The organism is Pseudomonas sp. AB6, assembly GCF_034314105.1.
In the GTDB taxonomy this organism is placed as follows: Bacteria; Pseudomonadota; Gammaproteobacteria; order Pseudomonadales; family Pseudomonadaceae; genus Aquipseudomonas.
The window spans coordinates 4,909,037-4,925,444 of the sequence record NZ_JAVIWJ010000001.1; the positions used below are offsets into that span (position 1 = coordinate 4,909,037).

At 54.9% G+C, this 16,408-nt stretch carries 16 protein-coding genes; 12 read left to right on the forward strand and 4 right to left on the reverse strand.

Going from position 1 to position 16,408, the window contains the following annotated elements; all coding sequences use genetic code 11:
* Positions 1 to 178: 178 nt before the first annotated feature.
* Positions 179 to 946: an FCD domain-containing protein gene (locus RGW60_RS22815; protein ID WP_322207002.1), complete on the forward strand. Its 768-nt coding sequence runs from the start codon at positions 179 to 181 to the stop codon at positions 944 to 946.
* Between the two features lie 86 nt (positions 947 to 1,032).
* On the opposite strand, the gene smpB is transcribed toward RGW60_RS22815, so the two are convergent.
* Complete coding sequence (smpB, locus tag RGW60_RS22820) at positions 1,033 to 1,515, reverse strand: SsrA-binding protein SmpB (protein ID WP_322206742.1); 483 nt, start codon at positions 1,513 to 1,515, stop codon at positions 1,033 to 1,035.
* A gap of 192 nt (positions 1,516 to 1,707) precedes the next feature.
* Between smpB and RGW60_RS22825 the strand changes: the two genes are divergently transcribed.
* Positions 1,708 to 2,142: a type II toxin-antitoxin system RatA family toxin gene (locus RGW60_RS22825; protein ID WP_322206743.1), complete on the forward strand. Its 435-nt coding sequence runs from the start codon at positions 1,708 to 1,710 to the stop codon at positions 2,140 to 2,142.
* Positions 2,135 to 2,455 (forward strand): RnfH family protein, encoded by a 321-nt coding sequence (locus tag RGW60_RS22830; RefSeq protein WP_322206744.1) that lies wholly within the window; start codon positions 2,135 to 2,137, stop codon positions 2,453 to 2,455. Before RGW60_RS22825 ends, RGW60_RS22830 begins: the two co-directional genes overlap by 8 nt.
* 87 nt (positions 2,456 to 2,542) lie before the next feature.
* Here the strand turns inward: RGW60_RS22830 and RGW60_RS22835 are convergent, their stop codons facing one another.
* Positions 2,543 to 3,064 (reverse strand): outer membrane protein assembly factor BamE, encoded by a 522-nt coding sequence (locus RGW60_RS22835; RefSeq protein WP_322206745.1) that lies wholly within the window; start codon positions 3,062 to 3,064, stop codon positions 2,543 to 2,545.
* Positions 3,065 to 3,161: 97 nt separating this feature from the next.
* On the opposite strand from RGW60_RS22835, the gene fur reads away from it, so the two are divergent.
* Positions 3,162 to 3,569: a ferric iron uptake transcriptional regulator gene (gene fur / locus RGW60_RS22840; protein ID WP_322206746.1), complete on the forward strand. Its 408-nt coding sequence runs from the start codon at positions 3,162 to 3,164 to the stop codon at positions 3,567 to 3,569.
* Positions 3,570 to 3,641: 72 nt separating this feature from the next.
* Here fur and recN read toward each other — a convergent pair whose 3' ends face one another.
* A complete protein-coding gene (gene recN / locus RGW60_RS22845; protein WP_322206747.1) occupies positions 3,642 to 5,315 on the reverse strand; it encodes a DNA repair protein RecN in 1,674 nt (557 codons plus the stop codon).
* 251 nt (positions 5,316 to 5,566) lie between these two features.
* On the opposite strand from recN, the gene grpE reads away from it, so the two are divergent.
* The 8 genes from grpE (at position 5,567) to RGW60_RS22885 (ending at position 16,051) form a co-directional block, all read left to right on the forward strand.
* Positions 5,567 to 6,130 (forward strand): nucleotide exchange factor GrpE, encoded by a 564-nt coding sequence (gene grpE / locus RGW60_RS22850; protein WP_322206748.1) that lies wholly within the window; start codon positions 5,567 to 5,569, stop codon positions 6,128 to 6,130.
* A 103-nt stretch (positions 6,131 to 6,233) separates the two neighbouring features.
* The gene (gene dnaK, locus RGW60_RS22855; protein ID WP_322206749.1) at positions 6,234 to 8,153 is read left to right on the forward strand and encodes a molecular chaperone DnaK; all 1,920 of its coding nucleotides are present in this window, start codon (positions 6,234 to 6,236) and stop codon (positions 8,151 to 8,153) included.
* 167 nt (positions 8,154 to 8,320) lie between these two features.
* A complete protein-coding gene (gene dnaJ, locus RGW60_RS22860; protein WP_322206750.1) occupies positions 8,321 to 9,442 on the forward strand; it encodes a molecular chaperone DnaJ in 1,122 nt (373 codons plus the stop codon).
* Between the two features lie 21 nt (positions 9,443 to 9,463).
* A complete protein-coding gene (gene dapB / locus RGW60_RS22865) occupies positions 9,464 to 10,267 on the forward strand; it encodes a 4-hydroxy-tetrahydrodipicolinate reductase (RefSeq protein ID WP_322206751.1) in 804 nt (267 codons plus the stop codon).
* Between the two features lie 384 nt (positions 10,268 to 10,651).
* Positions 10,652 to 11,788 (forward strand): glutamine-hydrolyzing carbamoyl-phosphate synthase small subunit, encoded by a 1,137-nt coding sequence (gene carA / locus RGW60_RS22870; protein WP_322206752.1) that lies wholly within the window; start codon positions 10,652 to 10,654, stop codon positions 11,786 to 11,788.
* A gap of 135 nt (positions 11,789 to 11,923) precedes the next feature.
* Positions 11,924 to 15,145: a carbamoyl-phosphate synthase large subunit gene (gene carB, locus RGW60_RS22875; RefSeq protein ID WP_322206753.1), complete on the forward strand. Its 3,222-nt coding sequence runs from the start codon at positions 11,924 to 11,926 to the stop codon at positions 15,143 to 15,145.
* Positions 15,142 to 15,618, forward strand: a complete 477-nt coding sequence (gene greA / locus RGW60_RS22880; RefSeq protein WP_322206754.1) for a transcription elongation factor GreA — start codon at positions 15,142 to 15,144, stop codon at positions 15,616 to 15,618. The genes carB and greA overlap by 4 nt, the downstream gene beginning before the upstream one ends.
* Positions 15,619 to 15,646: 28 nt before the next feature.
* Complete coding sequence (locus RGW60_RS22885; protein WP_322207003.1) at positions 15,647 to 16,051, forward strand: MFS transporter; 405 nt, start codon at positions 15,647 to 15,649, stop codon at positions 16,049 to 16,051.
* 6 nt (positions 16,052 to 16,057) lie between these two features.
* Here RGW60_RS22885 and RGW60_RS22890 read toward each other — a convergent pair whose 3' ends face one another.
* Entirely contained in the window at positions 16,058 to 16,366 is a 309-nt protein-coding gene (locus tag RGW60_RS22890) for a YhbY family RNA-binding protein (protein WP_322206756.1), read from the reverse strand.
* Positions 16,367 to 16,408 lie beyond the last annotated feature (42 nt).

A 16,408-nucleotide genomic window follows, 5' to 3' on the forward strand; every position in this document is an offset into this window, starting at 1 on the left:
GGCCGCTAGGTTAGAAGCGTTACTACGGGTGTGTCAATTTGCCCTTCTAATACTTTCGTCGATTTACCGAAAATAAAGCCCTGATGGGCTGTTTTCAGTGGCTTCTGAGGGGTGTCAGCGCTGTGGCTATCGGCGAGAATAGGCGACCCGGTAAATGTCCGGGCGTTTGGAGAGCGTTATGGGGTTTGATCAGGTGCGTCAGCGGCGTTTGTCTGACGATATTGTCGAACAACTTGAAGGGATGATTCTGGAAGGCACCTTGAAGTCCGGGGAGCGCTTGCCTGCTGAGCGTACCTTGGCTGAGCAGTTTGGCGTATCTCGGCCATCCTTGCGTGAGGCAATCCAGAAGCTCACTGCTAAGGGGCTACTGATCAGTCGTCAAGGCGGCGGTAATTACGTAGTTGAGAATCTCGGGTCTACGTTTAGCGATCCGCTCTTGCACTTACTGGAGAGCAACCCAGAGGCTCAGCGCGATTTGCTTGAATTTCGTCAAACGCTCGAAGCGTCCTGTGCGTACTACGCTGCTCAGCGCGCTACTGATCTTGATCGTGATCGCCTGAGTGCGGCATTTGAGTTACTGCAAAGTTGTTATTCGCGGGTCGGCGAGGTGAGCCGTGCCGAAGAAGGCGAAGCGGATGCTAATTTTCACCTGGCTATCGCCGAGGCCAGCCACAACGCGGTGCTGCTGCATACGATTCGTGGCTTGTTTGATTTGCTCAAGCGCAATGTCGTGACCAACATCGGTGGCATGTACAAACAACGCACGGAGACGCGTGACATGCTGATCAACCAGCATCATGAGTTGTATCTAGCGATCATCGAGGGTCGCGCCGACGATGCGCGCGATGTTTCCAGCCGTCATCTGTTGTACGTTCAAGAAGTGTTGGAAGAGGTGCGGCAACAAGTGCAGCGAGCGGCGAGGGCGGAGCGGCGAAAGGGGGTTTGAGTGGGTTTTGAAGCTTCGCCAACACATTGGCTCCTACAGATACAGGTGTCTGTAGGAGCCAATGTGTTGGCGAGAATTCTATGCAGCTAGTCTTCCTTACCTTTGCTCCGAACCGCACGTTGCAGCTCGCGATCAGAGTCGCGCTCACGCTCGGTATGGCGCTTGTCGTATTCCTTCTTGCCTTTGCCCAGCGCAATTTCGCACTTGATCAAATGCGCTTTCCAGTAAATGGAAAGGGCAACGCAGGAATAGCCTTTTTGCTGGACCGCCGCGTTGAGCTTTTCGAGCTCGCGTTGGTTAAGCAATAGTTTTCGGGTACGTGTCGGGTCAGCGATGACGTGTGTGCTAGCAGTCGTCAACGGCGAGATATGGCTACCCATCAGCCACGCCTCGCCATCCTTGAGCAGCACATAACTGTCGACCAACTGCACCTTGCTGGCACGCAGACTTTTTACTTCCCAGCCAGCCAGGACCAGACCGGCTTCGAACTTGTGTTCGATGAAGTAATCGTGACGCGCCTTTTTATTTTGCGCGATGGTCCCTGTGGGGTGTTTCTTGAGCTTAGCCATAGGGGACGCATTATAGGGAGTCAGTGCGCTGTCGGCTATGGTGAACCTGCGTGCTTGAGCACGTTGATTGAATCCCGGACAATGCGCCTTCGATATTCATCAATTGCTTCATTGGTTTGAGCATCGCACATTGGCATAAGGCCAGATTTTCGTGAATGATGCAGACGCAATTTATTTGGAAGTGACGCTGACATGACTACCCATATTCAACGTTCAGCCCTGCTGCCTTATCCGGCTCAGGCGCTTTATGACTTGGTAAACGATGTCGCTCACTACTCAGAATTTCTGCCGTGGTGTTCTTCGGGCGTGGTACTGGACGTCAGCGATGCACACATGCGCGCTCGTGTAGAAATCGCCAAAGGCGGGCTTAGCCAACATTTTGTGACGCGCAACACGCTGGTGTCGGGGCAGTCGATCGAGATGAACCTGGAAGAAGGACCTTTCAGTCAATTACACGGCGTCTGGACCTTCAAGCAGTTGGGCGAAAAAGCCTGCAAAATCAGCCTGGACCTGTCTTTTGATTACGCGGGGCCGATCATCCGGGCAACCCTGGGGCCTTTGTTCAATCAGGCGGCCAATACGCTGGTTGATGCCTTTTGTCAGCGGGCAAAACAACTACATGGCTGAAGCGATAATCAAAGTCGAAGTGGTCTACGCTGCTATCGATCGGCAAATGCTGCTCAGCGTTGACCTGCCCACCGGGACTACGGTGCGTTCTGGATTATTTGCCTCAGGCATTGGTAACTTCTTTCCCGAGCTGGACTTGATGCATTGCCCGGTAGGAATATTTGGCAAAGCATTGAATAATGCCGACACACACGTACTTCTAGCCGGTGATCGAATCGAGATTTATCGAGCGCTGCTGGCTGATCCGAAAGAAATCCGTCGGTTGCGTGCTGCCAAGGCAGCGTTGGCCAAGGCCCAAGCCGATAAGCCTTAGATCGTTTGGGCGCACCGACTATCGGCAGACGTGAAAAAGCCCGACATGTCGGGCTTTTTCATGGGTGCTAAGCGCTGTGTGGCAACGTCACTGGGGTGACGTTTGCAACGGTACCTGGGTAGGAACCGGTACGGACTCAACTTTATCCACATCATTTTGGATCTGTTCAAGCAGCGATCCGGGTTTTGGCGGCTCGTCGGCTTTAGGCTTTTCGCCTTTGCCTGGCTCTACAGTCGTATCGCTGTGCTGGCCGAGAATGGCTTCGTCACGGCTCACGCCTGGCTTGAAATCACCGGAAAGACTGGCCAGTTGGTCATTGGCATTAAAAATAAGCGTCATGCGTTCCTGTTGGCGCTCACCGCCCCCAGGCTGCAGGCTATACAGATAATCCCAACGGTCAGTATGGAAAGTATCAGTCAGCAGAGGATTGCCCATAATAAACCGTACTTGCCGGCGGGTCATTCCCGGGCGTAACTGGTCTATCATGTCCTGCGTGACGACATTGCCTTGCTGGATGTCGATTTTGTAAACCCCGGGGATTGAACAACCGGCGAGTGCGATCAGTCCCACGAAGGTGAAACTGGCTAGCAGGAGCTTGGTGTTTTGCATCGGTGGGCGACTTCCACTATCTTGGCTGGGGAAACAAAACCCCGATCATACCCGCATTAAGAGAAGCTGCGAAGCAGCATCCGCGAGAAAGCTGACCATGGTTGAAAATAGCGAACTACGCAAAGCCGGACTTAAAGTGACCCTGCCACGGGTCAAAATTCTACAGATGCTCGATTCCGCCGAGCAACGTCACATGAGCGCCGAGGACGTTTACAAGGCACTTATGGAGGCCAACGAGGATGTTGGTCTTGCAACGGTTTACCGTGTGCTGACTCAGTTCGAATCAGCCGGATTGGTGGTTCGCCACAATTTCGACGGCGGTCATGCTGTATTCGAACTGGCTGATGGCGGCCACCATGACCACATGGTCAACGTGGAATCTGGTGAAGTGATCGAATTCTTCGAAGAAGAAATCGAAAAGCTCCAGAAAGGGATTGTCGAGAAGCATGGGTACGAGTTGGTGGATCACAACTTGGTGCTTTACGTGCGCAAGAAGAAGGTTTAACCCTTCCGGCAGTTACGATAAAGGCGACCTCAGGGTCGCCTTTGTGCTGTTTGGTGTTCAGCTTTTTGGCGTTCAAACCTTAGCGGTGAGAACCATCTTTTTCGCGTGGGCGAGGGATTCCTTGGTCAGGTCGATGCCGCCGAGCATACGTGCCACTTCTTCGATACGTTCGGTCTTGCTCAGCTTCGACACGGCGGTGCGCGTGACTTCGCTGTCTCGCACTTTATGCACGAATAGATGTTGGTGACCTTGGGCAGCGACCTGTGGCAAGTGGGTTACGGTCATCACTTGCCCGCGCTCGCCAAGACGACGCAAGAGTTGCCCAACAATTTCTGCCGTGGGTCCACCTATCCCGACATCGACTTCGTCGAACACCAGCGTCGGCACCCGTGAGGTTTGCGCGGTAATCACCTGAATCGCGAGACTGATACGGGACAGTTCGCCGCCCGAGGCTACTTTGGCCAGTGCTTTAAGAGGTTGGCCTGGGTTGGCGCTGACCAATAACTCGACCTGTTCCAAGCCGTTAGGCAGCAACTCGTTACTGATGTTGGGGCGAAGTTCGATGCTGAACCGTCCACCGGGCATCCCGAGTCGTTGAATTTCCTGCTCGACGGCCGACGCAAGGTTTGGTGCCGATAGTTGACGCAGGTCACTCAGTTCCCGCGCCTTGTCCTGATAATGACGGGCATAGGACGCCAATTCATTTTCGAGACGTTCAATGGATTCATCGCTGGCGTTGAGCGAATCAATCTCGTCCAGTAGCCGTTGCTGGAGCGCGGCAACATCCGTGGGTTGAATGCGGTGTTTGCGTGCCAGGGTGTAGATGATATCCAGGCGCTCTTCCAATTGCTGAAGGCGCGCTGGATCAGCATCGAAATGGTCCAGAAAGCGGTTTAGTTCGCCCACGGCTTCTTCAACCTGAATCTGCGCACTGGATAGCATGCTCGCAGCTTCACTCATGGCGGTCGGCGAGCTGGTGACAGCACTTAAGCGGTTCAGGCTGGCAGTCAGCGCAGTCAGGACATTGCCTGAGTCGTTTTCACTGCATTGCTCAACGACCTGTCGGCAAATGCTCAGCAGGCTTTCGGCGTTGGTGAGGGTTTTGTGTTCTTGCTCTAACTGCTCCAGTTCGTTTTCACCAAGACCCAGGCTTTCCAGCTCTTCAAGCTGGTAGCTGAGCAGTTGATGACGCGAGCGTTGTTCGTCGCCAGAGTTGGACAAACGTTCAAGCTCCTGTCGCGCCTGACGCCAGCGCTGGGCGGCTAAGTGAACCTGGCGGGCAAGGTCATTGGCGCCAGCGTACTCGTCGAGTAAGCGGCGGTGGGTGTCAGCTTTTAGCAGCGACTGATGTTCATGCTGACTGTGGATGTCGATCAAAAATTCGCCGAGTGACTTCAAGTCACCCTGAGGGCAGGGCGTGCCATTGATGTAGGCGCGGGAGCGGCCTTCAGCGGTAATGACCCGGCGCAGAATGCATGGGCCATCGCTGTCCAGTTCACGCTCCTGAAGCCAGGCCTGTGCTTCGGGGATGTCGGTCAGGTCGAAGGTGGCGAGAATATCGGCTTTGTCAGCGCCGGGGCGGACCACGCCACTGTCGGCACGATCGCCAAGCGTCAGGCCTAGCGCATCGAGCATGATCGATTTACCGGCACCGGTTTCGCCAGTAATTACACTCATGCCTCGGTCCAGCTCGAGATCGAGATGTTCAACGATGGCATAGTTATGTACAGACAGGTGCACCAGCATAAAGGCGGCTCCCAAGCTATTTGTCTGGTTATTTATACAGTGTTTTGTTTCTGGCTGACAATGCTCATCGTTAGCTCAATTTGGATGATGCACTGAAGTTTTAAGTCCTTTGAGTGATTTTCAGTAACTACGCGCTGACGAAACTCGACGCGCTTGCTCGCCACAGAGCTCTTGAAGCTGCAGATTAAGACCCCATATAGCGGAACAGAAGCGTGAGTTGAGCTCACTGAAGTAATTGAATGGAGAAATCTATGGCTGATGAACAGAATCTGGATACGCAGACTCAAGATCAGACCGCTGAAGCGGTTTTGGGTGATGACATGTTGGCGCTTGTTCAAGGGCTTGAAGAGCAACTGGCTGCCGCGCAGGACCAATCCCTGCGAGTTGCTGCGGATCTACAGAATGTCCGCCGCCGTGCCGAGCAGGATGTAGAGAAGGCTCACAAGTTCGCTTTGGAAAAATTCGCGGGCGATCTGCTTCCGATCATCGACAGCCTGGAGCGTGGTCTGGACTTGTCCAGCCCGGATGATGAAAGCATTCGTCCTATGCGCGAAGGCATCGAGCTGACACTGAAAATGTTTCAGGACACATTGAAGCGTTATCAGTTGGAGGCTATTGATCCACACGGCGAACCCTTTAACGCTGAACACCATCAGGCGATGGCCATGCAGGAAAGCGCAGAGGTCGAACCCAATAGCGTGTTGAAGGTTTTCCAGAAGGGTTATCAGCTCAACGGTCGCTTGCTGCGTCCGGCAATGGTCGTAGTGAGCAAGCCCGTTGCTCCGGCAAGGCCATCGATTGATGAGCAGGCTTGAAATCAGCCATCAGGCCCCCATTTAGAAGTCATGCGTTTAAGTGCTACCGCAATTTGTAAACGCAGTTGCGGCAACCAAATCCAAGTTTCAGGAGAAAGTAAACATGGGCAGAATCATCGGTATCGACCTGGGGACCACCAACTCGTGTGTTTCCATTCTCGAAAACGGCAACGTTAAAGTTATTGAAAACGCCGAAGGCGCGCGCACCACGCCTTCTATCGTGGCTTATGCAAAAGATGGCGAAATTCTGGTTGGCCAGTCTGCCAAGCGTCAGGCAGTGACCAATCCGCACAACACGTTGTATGCGGTAAAGCGTTTGATCGGTCGCCGCTTCGACGAAGAAGTTGTGCAAAAAGACATTCAAATGGTCCCGTACAAGATCGTCAAAGCTGATAACGGCGACGCTTGGGTCGAAGTGAACGGTCAGAAAATGTCGCCTCCTCAGATTTCGGCTGAAATCCTGAAGAAGATGAAGAAAACCGCCGAAGACTACCTTGGCGAAGCAGTAACTGAAGCGGTCATTACCGTTCCCGCTTACTTCAACGACAGCCAGCGTCAGGCGACTAAAGATGCCGGTCGTATTGCGGGTCTGGACGTTAAGCGCATCATCAACGAACCAACCGCAGCCGCTCTGGCTTACGGCATGGACAAAGCGAAGGGCGATCACACCGTCATCGTCTATGACTTGGGCGGCGGTACATTCGACGTTTCAGTTATCGAAATTGCTGAAGTTGATGGCGAGCACCAGTTCGAAGTATTGGCCACCAATGGCGATACGTTCCTGGGTGGTGAAGACTTCGACATTCGTCTGATCGACTACCTCGTTGACGAATTCAAGAAAGAAAGCGGCATGAACCTTAAGGGTGATCCGCTGGCTATGCAGCGCCTGAAAGAAGCTGCTGAAAAAGCCAAAATCGAGCTGTCTTCCAGCCTGCAGACCGACGTTAACCTGCCGTACATCACTGCAGACGCAACGGGTCCTAAGCACTTGAACGTGAAAATCTCTCGCGCCAAGTTGGAAGCACTGGTTGAAGATCTGGTTAAGCGCACTATCGAGCCTTGCCGTATCGCGCTGAAAGATTCGGGCATCGAAGTCGGTAAGATCGATGACGTGATCCTGGTCGGTGGCCAGACACGTATGCCGCTGGTGCAGAAGCTGGTAACTGAGTTCTTCAGCAAAGAAGCGCGCAAAGACGTTAATCCGGACGAAGCCGTTGCAATGGGTGCTGCTATCCAAGGCGCGGTATTGTCTGGCGACGTTAAAGACGTATTGCTGCTGGACGTTAGTCCGTTGACCCTCGGTATCGAAACCATGGGTGGCGTGTTGACTGCGCTGATCGAGAAAAACACCACGATTCCTACCAAGAAATCCCAAGTATTCTCGACTGCCGATGACAACCAAGGCGCGGTGACCATTCACGTTCTGCAGGGCGAGCGTAAGCAAGCGGCGCAGAACAAGTCACTGGGCAAGTTCGACTTGGCCGACATTCCGCCAGCTCCACGCGGCGTGCCTCAGATCGAAGTGACCTTCGACATCGATGCTAACGGCATCTTGCACGTAGGCGCCAAAGACAAGGCGACGGGTAAAACCCAGTCGATCATCATCAAGGCCAACTCCGGGCTGTCTGAGGAAGAAATTCAACAGATGGTGCGTGATGCTGAAGCCCATGCTGACGAAGATAACAAGTTCGTTGAGCTGGTCGCTGCCCGCAACCAGGGTGATGCACTGGTCCACTCGACTCGCAAAATGATCGTTGATGCTGGCGAGAAAGTAACTGCGGAAGAAAAAACCGCCATCGAAGCTGCGCTGACTGCTCTGGAAGCTGCCGTTAAAGGCGACGACAAAGCGACCATCGAAGCCAAGGCTGAAGAGTTGTCCAAGTTGACGGCTCCGGTTGCTCAGAAAATGTACGCTGAAGAAGCCGCGAAGCCGCAAGGCGCGGGCGACGCTCACGCTGAAGAGCCTGCAAAAGCCGACGACGTTGTCGATGCAGAGTTCGAAGAAGTGAAAGACCACAAGTAAGCGCAAGCCTACTTGAAAGCCAGTTGACCGCAGTCAGGCGGTCACTGGTAGGATGTCGCCGCGCGGGAGCTTGCTCCCGCGTTGGCGTGTCTGGAATAGACGAATTTTTCAGGCTGGCGGGTTTGACCCGAAAGCTATGCGGCAAAGCATCAAGAGTGCGAAGACTTATGGCAAAGCGTGACTATTACGAGATATTGGGGGTGGAGCGCGGCTCCAGTGAAGCGGACCTGAAAAAGGCTTATCGCCGTCTCGCGATGAAACACCATCCGGACCGCAACCCCGACGACAAAGTGTCCGAAGACATGTTCAAAGAGGCCAATGAGGCCTATGAAGTGCTTTCCGATACCGGCAAACGTGCGGCTTATGATCAGTATGGTCATGCCGGTGTTGAGTCGGGCGGCGGTGCCGGTTTTGGTGCGGGCGGTGCAAACTTCTCCGATATCTTCGGCGACGTATTCAGTGACTTCTTCGGCGGTGGCCGTGGCGGCGCGCGTGGCGGTGCCCAGCGCGGCAGCGACTTGCGCTACACCCTCGAGCTGAACCTCGAAGAGGCAGTGCGCGGTACTACCGTCAGCATTCGCGTACCTACCTTGGTCAACTGCAAGCCGTGCGACGGTTCAGGAGCCAAGAAAGGTTCGGCCCCGATTACGTGCCCGACCTGCGGCGGTATCGGTCAGGTGCGCATGCAGCAGGGTTTCTTCTCTGTGCAGCAAACCTGCCCGCGTTGTCACGGGCACGGCAAGATCATTTCTGACCCGTGCGAATCGTGCAAGGGCGAAGGCCGCGTAGAAGAATACAAAACGCTGTCGGTGAAAGTACCGCCTGGCGTTGATACGGGTGACCGCATTCGTCTATCTGGTGAAGGCGAAGCCGGTACCCAGGGCGGGCCGACTGGCGATCTTTATGTTGTGATCAACGTTCGCGAGCACGCGATCTTCCAGCGTGACGGTAAGCATCTGTTCTGTGAAGTGCCCATCAGCTTCGCTGACGCAGCATTGGGCGGCGAGCTAGAAGTACCGACGTTGGACGGTCGGGTGAAACTGAAAATTCCGGAAGGCACACAAACGGGTAAGCAGTTCCGCTTGAAAGGCAAAGGTGTAGCTCCGGTACGTGGCGGCGGTGCCGGCGACTTGATGTGTCGTGTTGCAGTGGAAACTCCGGTCAACTTAGGCCGGCGTCAGCGTGAGTTGCTCGAAGAGTTCCGCGCGACCCTTGAAGGCGATAGTTCGCATTCACCCAAGGCCAGTGGCTGGTTTGAAGGTGTTAAGCGTTTCTTCGGCGATTTATAAGGGCTACCAAGAGGGCTGGGCATGCGACGTATTGCAGTTATGGGCGCCGCTGGGCGCATGGGTAAAACCCTGATTGAAGCCGTTCAGCAGACCTCGGGCGCAGGGTTGACGGCGGCGGTCGATCGTCCAGACAGCTCGTTGGTGGGCGCTGATGCCGGCGAGCTTGCTGCGTTGGGTCGGATCGGTATTCAGTTATCGGGTGACTTGGCCAAAGTGGCTGACGAATTCGATGTGCTAATCGATTTCACACACCCTTCGGTGACCCTGAAAAACCTGGCGTTTTGCCGCAAGGCAGGCAAGGCGATGGTCATCGGCACCACCGGATTCACGCTGGAAGAGAAGCAGCGTCTGGCTGAGGCGGGCAACGACATTCCAATCGTGTTCGCCGCCAACTTCAGCGTTGGCGTCAATTTGTGCCTGAAACTGCTGGATACGGCTGCTCGTGTACTTGGCGATGAGGTCGATATCGAAATCATCGAAGCGCATCACCGGCACAAAGTTGATGCGCCGTCAGGTACTGCGTTGCGCATGGGCGAAGTGATCGCCAGTGCATTAGGCCGAGACTTGGAGAAGGTAGCGGTTTACGGTCGCGAAGGTCAGACCGGTGCTCGTGACCGTCAAAGCATTGGATTTGCAACCATCCGTGCGGGCGACATCGTCGGTGATCACACCGTATTATTCGCTGCGGACGGAGAGCGCGTTGAAATTACGCACAAGGCTTCCAGTCGCATGACCTTTGCCAAGGGCGCTGTCCGAGCCGCCTTGTGGCTCAACGATCAGCCGCCTGGTCTTTACGACATGCAGGATGTGCTGGATTTGCGTTAATCATTCCTGAGGCAGTGAGAATCGGGTGGGAGCGAACTTGTTTGCGAAAGGAGTGGCGCGGCGTTGCAGTTGAGCCGAGTCGTTAGCTTCGCGAACAAGTTCGCTCTCACCTTAAGATTCCGGCCGGTTCACGTAAGGTCCAGCCCTATTTTTCAGGGGTTTTAGCACCGTTTTACGGCGCCTTGCGATGTTCCGTCGCATTGCCCTCCCTTTTAGGCTCATTGGCGGTAGACCAAAACACCCCTTTTCTGTAACCTACAGCTTTAGTGTGTCCACTAAAAGCGCGCAGATAATTCGAGAAGAAGCGGGGTGACGTGTCTACGTCATTCCGCTTTTTTACAACCTGCGAACGCCCTTTCAGGCTTTATTTACCGGGAGGTCTTCTTGACTAAGCCAGCCATACTCGCCCTTGCTGATGGCAGCATTTTTCGCGGCGAAGCCATTGGAACCGACGGTCAAACCGTTGGTGAGGTGGTGTTTAACACCGCAATGACCGGTTATCAGGAAATCCTTACCGATCCTTCCTATGCCCAGCAGATTGTTACCCTGACTTACCCGCATATCGGCAATACCGGTACTACGCCGGAAGATGCCGAGTCTGATCGTGTATGGTCAGCCGGGTTGGTTATTCGCGATTTGCCGCTGGTAGCGAGTAACTGGCGCAACACGATGTCCCTTGATGACTATCTGAAATCCAACAATGTGGTGGCGATTGCTGGTATCGACACCCGTCGCCTGACCCGCATCCTGCGTGAGAAAGGCGCCCAAAACGGCTGCATCATGGCCGGCGACAATATTTCCGAAGAGGCCGCGATCGAAGCGGCACGCAGCTTCCCAGGCCTGAAAGGGATGGATTTAGCTAAAGTGGTCAGCGTCAAAGAAAACTACGAGTGGCGTTCAGGCGTATGGAGTCTGGCGACCGACAGCCATCCGGAGATTGCGGCCGCTGATCTGCCATACCACGTTGTGGCTTTTGACTACGGCATCAAGCTGAATATTCTGCGCATGTTGGTAGACCGCGGTTGCCGCGTCACTGTGGTCCCGGCGCAAACCCCGGCCAGCGAAGTGTTGGCGCTAAATCCTGACGGGATCTTCCTGTCCAACGGTCCTGGCGATCCCGAGCCGTGCGATTACGCGATCAAGGCCATCCAGGAGTTACTGGAAACCGAGACGCCGATCTTCGGCATCTGCCTCGGTCACCAGCTGCTGGCACTTGCTTCCGGCGCCAAGACCCTGAAGATGGATCACGGCCACCACGGGGCGAACCACCCGGTTCAGGACTTGGATACCGGTGTAGTAATGATCACCAGCCAGAACCACGGTTTCACCGTCGACGAAAGCACCTTGCCGAGCAACCTTCGCGCAACGCACAAGTCGCTGTTCGACGGCACTTTGCAAGGCATAGAGCGTACTGACAAGTCCGCGTTCAGCTTCCAGGGTCACCCTGAAGCGAGCCCAGGCCCTACCGACGTTTCGCCACTGTTTGATCGCTTCATCGGTGCAATGTCCAAGCGGCGCTAACCGGTTGCCTTGAGATTTAGCACGCAGAGGGTTGGGCTGAACCCAGACGAAAGTGTCTGGCTGATCCGCCCAGCGCCCTGAGACAAATGTTCAAGACGGCTTGCCGACTGACCCAAGGATTTGAGTGACAACCCCATGCCAAAACGTACAGATATAAAAACCATCCTGATTCTCGGTGCCGGCCCCATAGTGATCGGCCAAGCCTGTGAATTCGACTACTCCGGCGCCCAGGCTTGCAAAGCCCTGCGCGAAGAGGGTTATCGCGTGGTTCTGGTGAACTCCAACCCAGCCACCATCATGACTGACCCATCGATGGCCGACGCGACCTACATCGAGCCGATCAAATGGCAGACGGTTGCCAAGATCATCGAGAAAGAGCGTCCAGACGCTCTGCTGCCAACCATGGGCGGCCAGACGGCATTGAACTGCGCACTGGACCTGGAGCGCGAAGGCGTTCTGGAGAAGTTCGGTGTTGAGATGATCGGCGCCAACGCCGACACCATCGACAAGGCTGAAGATCGTTCGCGTTTCGACAAGGCAATGAAGTCCATCGGCCTCGACTGCCCGCGTTCCGGCATCGCTCACACCTTGGAAGAAGCCTACGTCGTACTTGAGAAGTTAGGCTTCCCATGCATCATCCGGCCGTCTTTCACCATGGGCGGCACCGGTGGCGGCATTGCGTACAACCGCGAAGAGTTCGAAGAGATCTGTACGCGCGGCCTCGACCTCTCACCGACCAAAGAGCTATTGATCGATGAGTCGCTGATTGGCTGGAAAGAGTATGAGATGGAAGTCGTCCGCGACAAAAAGGACAACTGCATCATCGTCTGCTCCATCGAAAACTTTGACCCGATGGGTGTCCACACTGGCGACTCGATTACCGTTGCGCCAGCGCAAACGCTGACCGACAAGGAATACCAGATCATGCGTAACGCCTCGTTGGCGGTATTGCGTGAGATCGGCGTTGAAACCGGGGGCTCTAACGTCCAGTTCGGCATCTGCCCGGACACCGGTCGTATGGTAGTGATCGAAATGAACCCGCGGGTTTCTCGCTCCTCGGCGTTGGCTTCAAAAGCCACCGGCTTCCCGATTGCTCGGGTCGCTGCCAAGCTGGCCATCGGCTACACCCTCGATGAATTGCAGAACGAAATCACCGGCGGCAAAACCCCGGCATCGTTCGAGCCTTCTATCGATTACGTCGTTACCAAGCTACCGCGCTTCGCCTTCGAGAAATTCCCCAAAGCCGACGCGCGCCTGACCACGCAAATGAAGTCAGTCGGCGAAGTCATGGCCATCGGCCGGACCTTCCAGGAATCCCTGCAGAAAGCCTTGCGCGGTCTGGAAGTCGGCGTCTGCGGTCTTGATCCTAAGCTAGACCTGAGCAATCCAGAAAGTATGGCTGTGCTCAAGCGCGAACTGACTGTGCCCGGCGCTGAGCGCATCTGGTACGTGGCAGACGCGTTCCGTGCTGGCATGACGGTTGATCAGATCTACAGCATGAACATGATTGATCGCTGGTTCCTGGTGCAGATCGAAGATCTGATCAAAGAAGAAGCGAAGATCAAGACCTTGGGTCTGGCGACCATTGATCGCGACCTTATGTTCCGCCTCAAGCGCAAAGGCTTCTCTGACGGGCGCCTGGCCACGCTGCTGGGTGTTACCGAGAAAAACCTGCGCCGTCATCGTCACAAGCTTGAGATCTTCCCGGTCTACAAGCGCGTTGATACGTGCGCGGCCGAGTTTGCAACAGATACTGCTTATCTTTACTCGACTTACGAGGAAGAGTGCGAAGCCAATCCATCGACCCGCGACAAGATTATGATTTTGGGCGGCGGTCCTAACCGTATCGGCCAAGGTATCGAGTTCGACTACTGCTGCGTACACGCGGCACTGGCGCTGCGCGAAGACGGGTACGAGACCATTATGGTCAACTGCAACCCGGAAACCGTGTCCACTGACTTCGACACTTCCGATCGTTTGTACTTCGAGCCAGTTACCCTCGAAGACGTGCTGGAAATCGTCCGCGTCGAGAAGCCTAAAGGCGTCATCGTCCAGTACGGCGGCCAAACCCCATTGAAGCTGGCCCGTGCGTTGGAAGAAGCGGGCGTACCGATTATCGGTACCAGTCCTGACGCCATCGACCGCGCAGAAGACCGTGAGCGCTTCCAGCAAATGGTCGAGCGCCTGAACCTTCGTCAGCCGCCGAACGCGACGGTGCGCAGCGAAGAAGAAGCGATTCGTGCCGCCGGCAAGATTGGTTACCCGCTCGTCGTGCGTCCGTCCTACGTATTGGGCGGCCGAGCAATGGAAATCGTCTACGAAGAAGACGAATTGAAACGTTACCTTCGCGATGCAGTAAGCGTGTCCAACGACAGCCCTGTGCTGTTGGACCACTTCCTCAACTGCGCCATCGAAATGGATGTCGATGCAGTCTGCGACGGTACTGACGTTGTCATTGGCGCAATCATGCAGCACATCGAACAGGCTGGTGTTCACTCCGGTGACTCTGCTTGCTCGCTGCCGCCTTACTCGCTGCCTGCGCATATCCAGGACGAGATGCGTGAGCAGGTCAAGAAAATGGCCCTTGAGTTAGGGGTGGTCGGCTTGATGAACGTGCAGTTGGCGCTGCAAGGCGAAGACATCTACGTGATCGAAGTCAACCCGCGCGCTTCGCGTACCGTGCCGTTCGTATCGAAATGCATTGGTGTTTCGCTAGCGATGATTGCTGCACGGGTTATGGCCGGCAAAACGCTGAAAGAAATTGGTTTCACCAAAGAAATCATTCCAAACTTTTATAGCGTAAAAGAAGCAGTCTTCCCTTTTGCCAAGTTCCCCGGCGTTGACCCGATTCTCGGCCCAGAGATGAAGTCCACCGGAGAAGTGATGGGGGTAGGTGACACCTTCGGCGAAGCTTTTGCCAAAGCTCAAATGGGCGCTAGTGAAGTATTGCCGGTGGGCGGCACTGCTTTTATCAGCGTCCGCGACGACGACAAGCCTTTAGTTGCCGGCGTCGCCCGTGATCTCATCAGCCTGGGCTTCAAAATTGTCGCGACCGCAGGCACGGCTAAAGTCATCGAAGCTGCAGGCTTGGAGGTGCGCCGTGTGAACAAGGTGACTGAAGGTCGCCCACACGTGGTCGATATGATCAAAAATGACGAAGTCACGCTGATCATCAACACTACCGAGGGTCGTCAATCAATCGCTGATTCTTACTCCATTCGTCGAAATGCCTTGCAGCACAAGATTTACTGTACGACGACCATCGCTGCGGGCGAAGCTATCTGTGAAGCGCTCAAATTCGGTCCAGAGAAGACCGTGCGTCGCTTGCAGGATCTACATGCAGGATTGAACGTATGACTAAGTACCCAATGACTGTCGAGGGCGCCCGCGCCCTCGAAGAAGAGTTGCATCACCTGACCAAGGTAGTTCGCCCCAAGCTTAGCCAAGACATCGGCACTGCACGTGAGCTGGGTGATCTCAAGGAAAATGCTGAGTACCACGCCGCTCGGGAGCAACAAGGCATGGTTGAAGCGCGTGTTCGTGATATCGAAGGACGCCTGCAGAACGCAGTCGTCATTGATGTGAAAACCATTGCCCATACCGGCAAGGTGATCTTCGGCACCACAGTAGAGATTGCAAACGTAGAAACCGATGAGCGTGTGCGCTATCAAATCGTCGGTGAAGACGAAGCGGATATCAAACAGGGCAAGCTGTCGGTTGGCTCACCTATCGCTCGCGCCTTGATTGCCAAGGAAGAGGGTGATGTAGTCATCGTCAAGACGCCAGGTGGCGTAATCGAGTACGAGATTGTCGAAGTTAGCCACCTTTAACCAAGGTCGCCCACTTTGTGCGGGGGCGATCATCTGGCAAGTCACTCAAACACTTTGGGTGGGCGGGCTGGTACTACTGCATCTAGCGATGTTGACAGTGCTTGACCAGACAGGCCTTGCACCGTTGCTGATTGATGAGGTTGCGAATCTTTCGGGCACGTTGCTGGTAGGATTTGCGGCTTTCTGTGTGGCATTGCAGATGGTTGTGCTGGTGCAGGCCGAGCGCTTCTCGAGTCTCTGGCTTGATGCGCGTGGGCAATTGCTGATGATTGCGACGTTGGCTTCAGCGAGCCATTACGTGCTGTATAGATGGTTGCCAGACGCTGTGCGTTGGCAATTGGTGAGTTATCTGGTGTTAGCATTATCCGGTTTGCTGCTGGTCATTCAGCCAGTGCCGGGTGGAAACGGCAGGGCGTGCGATGCACGCCCTTGACCGCTGTTATACAGCGCGATGTACGTTGGACAGTAACTTGTTTACTTTGGCGTTTTTGCGGTAAATCAGCGCCATTTTGCCAATGACTTGCACTAAATCCGCTTTGCCGACTTTGCATAACTCTGCAATGAGCGCCAAGCGACTTTCGCGGTCGAGGATGTTGAGCTTGATTTTAATCAGCTCGTGATCGCCCAGTGCGCGTTCAAGTTCGGCTGCAACACCTTCAGTCAAACCATTGTCAGCCACAGTCAATACCGGTTTCAGATGGTGACCAATAGATTTGTACTGTTTCTTCTGCTCTTGAGTGAGCGGCATAATCTGACCCCTGCGTCTGATCTTGTAAAAAGCGGCGGCCAG